Here is a 6031-nt window from a genome sequence, read left to right as displayed (position 1 = left end):
ATCTGTGAGCACGCTATGCAGTTTTTTCATGGCGTTTTCTCCAATTCTTCTCGTACATTTCCATCATCCGCTCCAGTTCTTGAGGCGGGATTGTTTCAATTCCTTGTTCCTTACATTCTGACACCAGGCCCTCAATCAATCCGCTCATCTCCTTGGTGTTGTACGTACTGGAACCGCGAAGCATCAGGTACGTCCGGTACATCATTCCGTCCATGCCTTGTTTGACCTCTGAAGTGGGTTTGATGTGATAGGTTTCCGCCTCATCCGCCTGCCTGCTCCCATCATCACTGTCCGGCAACACAAGGTAGATCATCTTTCCATCAATAAACTCGGTCTGTCCATATCGTCTCAAAAGGATGTTATGCAAGTGCGGCTTGGAAATGTTCAGCTTGTCCGCAAGTTTAGTCACCAGCTGCCAGTAATACGCATTTGCATCCAAGCTGCGTTTCTTTTTCCATGGCTTTACAGTAAAGACCAGCTTCTCATGTTTTCTCAGATCATCCCACTCCGGGCCGATATCGTCCCGATCACACTGTACAGTCAGTTCCATCCGGTGAGAATCTATATCAATACGCAGACCACCCACAAATCTTCCCATAAAGTCCATAAGCTACTGCCTTTCCGGATTGTTCCATGGCAGTCCATCACTCCCGTTTTCAGGAGGAATTGTGGCGGGATCTATTGGCTTATCTGGTTTGCCTTTCAAGACGTCCATTGCGTCCCGAAATTGGTCTATATTCATCTCATGAACATCTTTAATATCATAATTCCGTAGAATTTGTTTCAATCCTACCCCTGTTCTGGATAATTCCACGTACAGCGTGTTAATATGAGCCGTCTCTACCAATATCGGCCTCTGTGGTTGCATGGTATCTGCTGTTTCCTCTGGTTCAGGTTGCCCAAGAGTGAAAACCACCTTATTTTTACACTTAATCACTAATGCATTGATATTATTCTCAGCATCGTAGCCGATCTGGCTTACGGAAAAGCGATCCCTGCAAGTGTATTTTGCTCTTCCAGCTCCTTCTGCCTTTTCAATCTTACATTTTCCTGCCGGAATCCAAATGAACGGAGCAGTATACAGTTCTCGGCCAATCCCCCAGTTAAAGCAAGCCCGCTTAAACGAATCCGAGGCCAACCCCTTTTCCTTTTCTGTGTTGCTCTCTGTACCTGTATCCTCTTTCTCAATCCACTGATTCTTGTCGTCGTCCCAGATAGATACCGTACAGTTTGCATTGTCCCTGGAATGGTGGCGCTGCCAGTTTTCCGGCCCCACAGCTTCATCCAGGATATTCATGTCGCACCGGGCATCCTTATACAGCAGAAGGGTGACGCCTTTCTCTGTTACTGTGGCTACCCTGCAATCAATCTCGTCTGCTCTCAATGTTCTAAATTTCTTCATGATTCATTCACTTCCACCATTTCCTCTGGTTCCATAGCCAGGGTTGTATGTACGCCGCCTGCGTGGCAGTCCACATTGATATATCTTCCATCCGGTTTTACCGCATCTATCTGGAACTTAACCCAGTTCCCGTAATCACCGTACTCCACCCGGATCGTCTGCCCTGAGATCAGTTCTTTTGCCTTTACTTTCATTCTGCTTTTCCTCCCTGTTCGTTGTCTTTATTCTCAGCCAGTTCAAAGCCCAGCGCCGCCGCAACCACTTCACGGTCGACGGAATACTTGCTTGCCTGGATAATCCCTGCCAGCGCATTGACCCGGCCCATAAGCATCAGAGCCTCCTCATACTGATTTTCAGCGCAAAATACATCATTTTTTCGATTTGCCATCTTGTTTCCTCGCTCATTCTCCCTTATAATAAGGGTGTTAGTTTTTTATTTTTTGGACCCGCCACAGTTGCCGCTGTGCAGGTCCTTTTTCAGTTGCTTAAGATCCTTGAACAGCTTGTCCATCTGGCCTGGGCTGTCCAGATATGCATCAAGGTACTTACCTACATCCATACCAGGCTCCCAGCCAGTCGCATAAGTTTCCACCGTCACCCCTGCGACATGACCGTTAAAAAGAAAGAACGCTGTAGGGTGATCCCCTGTAAGCTCCCGCTTACTTTCCTGCAGCCCGTTGATCTGCAAGCACAGATCCAGGGCCTCACAGATCTGCTGTCTCCTGCGTTTCTCCGCCTTACGCTTCAATCTCTGATTCATCCTTCCTCACCTCCCTTCACAGCGCGATCACGCCATACGCCACCAGAAACAGCACCACTGATTCCGCTCCCAGCAGGAACGCCATCGCCGCGGCCAGGTTCCACGCCCAGCGGTTGTCCTGGCGGTATCTCTGAAGCTCATCCCCTACCAGGCTGCCCAGTGCCAGGATGTCGTCATATTCCTCGGGGGTGATGGTGATGGGGGCCTCTGGCTGGGGGTTATGTTTGATTACTTCCATAGCTTGTCCTTTCTTCTCTATATAGCTCTGATCTGACCATATTTGCTGCATTGCTTAGACTGTGCTGTTGCTACTTTGGGAAGATCCCTTTCTCTGCTTTCAGCTTTCGTTTGTTCTCGTATATTTTCTGCCTCCTGCTCCATAGATTCCGCCCACTTCTTTAAATACTCTGGGAGCATATCTTGGTTGATCAAAATACATCTTCCGTTTCTGCTAGAAGGGATGATCCCTTCATTCACAAGATTCCTAAAACGCCATTTTGTAATTTGAGTTTCTGGATCCTGCGCTTTAAGCCATGCATAACATTCGTTAATTCCTCGCATTCTAGGAATACAACACATATTCTCACCTCCCTTCCTCAGTTTTTGCCTGCTCCTTCTAAAAACTCCATTATGCTCATCTGCTCATATTTTGGAACCTTCACAAAATCAGCTGGAAGCTGGATTCCATACTGTTCGCAAACCATCTTTACCATTTCAGCGGATTTATATGGAGCAATACCCTGCTTATCCATACGGTTTGAAAGAACTTTGAGCAGATTCGCCACCTCTCCCGGATGCTCCGTTGGAGGAATCTGTTTTTTCGGATTCTCCATTTCGTGGAATCGGTTGATGTACCTTGCAGTAAATTCCGTTCCCTTCTGTCCAGTCATCTTGTGGGCGATGAACTCACAGCCTTTCTTTGTGACAAGAAAACAGGGGAGCGCCTTGTTTTGCTCTGTAACATATGTAGATTCCTTGAAAAAATCGGAGAATCCAATTTTGGCTTCTCCTAACTGAGATATGTAATTGCGAATATCCCGAAGTAACTTAGAATGTTCTTTTCCGCACCACTCAGCAGCTTCCATTGATGTAATGGTGGTTCTTGTTAAATCATGCATTTTATGTGCCTCCTTCCTAAACTATAAATTATCTTGCTTTCCCTTTCGCTCTCTGGTAGTCTCTAAATTTCTGTGTTACAATTCTTTTATCAAATGCAAAGGAGAAATAATCATGTTACTTGCTACTGCTTCCGCTGCAAACACCATCAGCACTTTGCCTCCATTAGATCTATCTTGGGCCATAACAGCCACTATTGCTGTTGTTGCATTTTTGTCCCCGATTGTTGTTGCTATCATAAACAATCACCACTCACGTATAATGCGTCAAATGGATATAGCGCATCAAGAAACTATTAAAAAAAAGGAGTTCGATGCTGCATTAATAGAAAAGCAATTCTCTATTTATTACGCTGATAAAAGGGCGGCATTTAGTGATTTTCTACAAGCAGCAGGACATTTTTCTTTAACAACGCAATCCTCATCTGTGTATGAGGCATTGCACTCATCTGCCGATAGAGCGCTTCTATTCTGCAATGAATATAACCGAGACTTTATCATTGATTTTCTTAAACGTGTAGACGAAGAATTTTATGGTGTAAATGCTTCAAGAACACAGCGTAGAGAATATACATCTCTCATCACATCTATTGCCTCATCTCTAAATGACGAATTGTCAGCCACGAAGCCACCTATAAAATGAATACACTGTAAACATCAATGCTACAAACAGAACCCAGACAGGATAGATCTTGTTATTGGGTTCTATTTTTTTCATCAACCACACGCATACAGCACCAATAATCCAAACGGCTATTAAAAATGCCAAACCCATCTTTTTTCACCTCCCTTCCTCAGTCTCCCTCATTAGTTATCAAACACAAAATTCACCTCCTGCTTTTGTGTTACAATAATGATATGTGCCGTGAATCGCCTCTTGAAAGGAGGTGATAGTATAAAGAGAATCGTCTATTCCGCCCACCTAGCGGATCAGTGGCGTAAACTCGGATATAAGACAGTCACAATGTCTTATATCGGGTGCTTCGGGGAAATGCCGATGGCTTACCACTTAGAAAAGAAGCTGTAATACGCTTTTGCTACTATCAACCATTGCTTTCAAGAAGCTATTCACAGCGCATATCACTTCTTTAAAGCGAAAATATCTCTATCTGTTCATATTGCGATACACCACCGTACAAACCTTTTTATTCCCCCTTAAATCTTCATAAGGGATTCTTGTTGGGTAATTGTTTTCAGATAACCACGCCTTTGCATCATCCAAAACAGAGGGCTTATACTGAACTGTTACACCATCATGTCCATTCTGGCTAAACGCTGTAGTGATGATCTCGCTGTCTGGTATATGTAATTTCTTGATAATAACGCTTACGGCCTGATTGTGTGGATTGTTATTAGTGGAATAGATCCCCAGTTCCCTGGCTATCTCTGTACAATCATAAAGCTTTGGCATGGTCTCTTTATCCGTTACCAGAGGAGCTTTTACCTCGTATCCCAGATCTGTATACAGGCGTTTTACCTCAGCAGCAATAAATACAGGTTCAACTTTTGCCTTTTCCAAAACGCTCATGACATTTTTAACCATCATGTTAGCTGAGGATAATGCGGTACGGTTCGATTTGTTCTTTTTAGCTTTTGGCATTTCATATGTACCAGTCTTACGCAGCGCTGGAAGAACCTCATCAGTTACCCAATCGGTAAAGGCTTCTGCATTTGGTTTGCGGCTTTTAAAAACCAACTTATACACGCCGCTCTCGGTAAGGAAATTCTCACCTGCGTTGTTCAATTTTCGGAAGTTGGTTAAACCGACATCCGAATTTTTTACCTTTACAACCTGCTTTTTATTCATCTTGCTCATGTGATCCTTCACAGTTCCAGGTGCCATATCAAGACACTCCCCCACATGATACGGATTAAAAAGTACGGCTCCATTCAGTTCGAATACTTCTACTTCGTGGCCTTCAAAAATCATTAACTCATGCATTTTATGTGTCCTCCTTCCTAAGTCTTAAGCTACATTGTCTTTTCTTCCCCTCTGCCTTATACTGTATTCACAGGTGCTGCAACACCAAGTACAGCGAAAGGGGGGAATATCATGGAATTAACTAAAGATGCTGACAAAATGATTTGTTTCATCTATAAGACATTTTTGCAATTACGCAAAAGCGGTTTACCAAAATCCGAAGCCCGTCAATTTGAAGAGGATTATTTTTCAACTAATAAAGCCTTTTCTTCTTGGCATCCTGACGATTGTGACGAAACTATCGTAGAACTAGGACGTGCTGGTTTAATCAAACTTTACGTTGTCGGAAATTTTGAATTAACCGATCTCGGTATTATTTATATGGAAAACCGTTTTAAAAATGGGCTTACAGAACTAACCGACTTTATCACCAAATTTATACCGTAGCCTTAGTGGTCGTTGTACCCTCATACAGCTCATCTTTAGTGATGTACAACGACCATCTTCCATTTTTAAAGGTTAATTCCAATACTGATACTGATCCCATTGGAATATCGTTTAAGCGAAACTCCTTCTTTTTCAGATCGATATGAATGCTACGAAATTCTTTTTTCTCCACCTCTCTCACCTCCCTTCCTCAGTCTCTGCGAAATACTCCACCGGAACATCAAAATACTTGGCGAGAATTAACAGCTTATCGAACTTGGGATTATATTTTCCGTTTTTCCATTCGGAGAGTGTGGATTTTAAAATCCCTGTTTCCTCAGACACCCGATAATCTGTCAGCCCTTTCTTATCTCGCAACTTTGCATATTTGGCGTACAAATTTTTCA

12 protein-coding genes are annotated in these 6031 nt (G+C 43.5%); 2 read left to right on the top strand and 10 right to left on the bottom strand.

What is annotated here, in order from left to right:
- Positions 1 to 13 precede the first annotated feature (13 nt).
- From HW447_RS17690 to HW447_RS17660, 7 genes are all read right to left on the bottom strand, one after another.
- A complete protein-coding gene (locus HW447_RS17690) occupies positions 14 to 607 on the bottom strand; it encodes a hypothetical protein (RefSeq protein WP_176256340.1) in 594 nt (197 codons plus the stop codon).
- 3 nt (positions 608 to 610) lie between these two features.
- Complete coding sequence (locus HW447_RS17685; RefSeq protein WP_176256339.1) at positions 611 to 1402, bottom strand: hypothetical protein; 792 nt, start codon at positions 1400 to 1402, stop codon at positions 611 to 613.
- Positions 1399 to 1596 (bottom strand): phosphatase, encoded by a 198-nt coding sequence (locus tag HW447_RS17680; RefSeq protein ID WP_176256338.1) that lies wholly within the window; start codon positions 1594 to 1596, stop codon positions 1399 to 1401. The genes HW447_RS17685 and HW447_RS17680 overlap by 4 nt, the downstream gene beginning before the upstream one ends.
- Positions 1593 to 1790 (bottom strand): hypothetical protein, encoded by a 198-nt coding sequence (locus tag HW447_RS17675; RefSeq protein ID WP_176256337.1) that lies wholly within the window; start codon positions 1788 to 1790, stop codon positions 1593 to 1595. The genes HW447_RS17680 and HW447_RS17675 overlap by 4 nt, the downstream gene beginning before the upstream one ends.
- Positions 1791 to 1835: 45 nt before the next feature.
- Positions 1836 to 2162, bottom strand: a complete 327-nt coding sequence (locus HW447_RS17670; protein WP_176256336.1) for a hypothetical protein — start codon at positions 2160 to 2162, stop codon at positions 1836 to 1838.
- Between the two features lie 16 nt (positions 2163 to 2178).
- Positions 2179 to 2451 carry a hypothetical protein gene (locus HW447_RS17665; protein WP_176256335.1) on the bottom strand — a complete coding sequence of 91 codons (273 nt, stop codon included), beginning with the start codon at positions 2449 to 2451 and terminating at the stop codon, positions 2179 to 2181.
- Between the two features lie 307 nt (positions 2452 to 2758).
- Entirely contained in the window at positions 2759 to 3280 is a 522-nt protein-coding gene (locus tag HW447_RS17660) for a Rha family transcriptional regulator (protein ID WP_176256334.1), read from the bottom strand.
- Between the two features lie 112 nt (positions 3281 to 3392).
- Here HW447_RS17660 and HW447_RS17655 point away from each other — a divergent pair, with 112 nt between their 5' ends.
- On the top strand, positions 3393 to 3920 hold the full coding sequence (locus HW447_RS17655) for a hypothetical protein (protein WP_176256333.1): 528 nt from the start codon (positions 3393 to 3395) through the stop codon (positions 3918 to 3920).
- Positions 3921 to 4382: 462 nt separating this feature from the next.
- Here HW447_RS17655 and HW447_RS17650 read toward each other — a convergent pair whose 3' ends face one another.
- Positions 4383 to 5219 (bottom strand): BRO-N domain-containing protein, encoded by an 837-nt coding sequence (locus tag HW447_RS17650; protein ID WP_243176345.1) that lies wholly within the window; start codon positions 5217 to 5219, stop codon positions 4383 to 4385.
- A 111-nt stretch (positions 5220 to 5330) separates the two neighbouring features.
- Between HW447_RS17650 and HW447_RS17645 the strand changes: the two genes are divergently transcribed.
- Entirely contained in the window at positions 5331 to 5645 is a 315-nt protein-coding gene (locus HW447_RS17645; protein WP_176256332.1) for a hypothetical protein, read from the top strand.
- On the opposite strand, the gene HW447_RS17640 is transcribed toward HW447_RS17645, so the two are convergent.
- On the bottom strand, positions 5635 to 5817 hold the full coding sequence (locus tag HW447_RS17640) for a hypothetical protein (protein ID WP_176256331.1): 183 nt from the start codon (positions 5815 to 5817) through the stop codon (positions 5635 to 5637). The genes HW447_RS17645 and HW447_RS17640 overlap by 11 nt on opposite strands.
- A 5-nt stretch (positions 5818 to 5822) precedes the next feature.
- Positions 5823 to 6031 (bottom strand): helix-turn-helix domain-containing protein (locus HW447_RS17635; protein WP_243176343.1); only part of this gene is annotated, 209 nt, incomplete at its 5' end.

The organism is Enterocloster alcoholdehydrogenati (assembly GCF_013282095.1).
Classification (GTDB): domain Bacteria; phylum Bacillota; class Clostridia; order Lachnospirales; family Lachnospiraceae; genus Enterocloster; species Enterocloster alcoholdehydrogenati.
The sequence above is the reverse complement of the archived record's forward strand: the minus strand, read 5'-3'. Positions and strand labels throughout refer to the sequence as shown.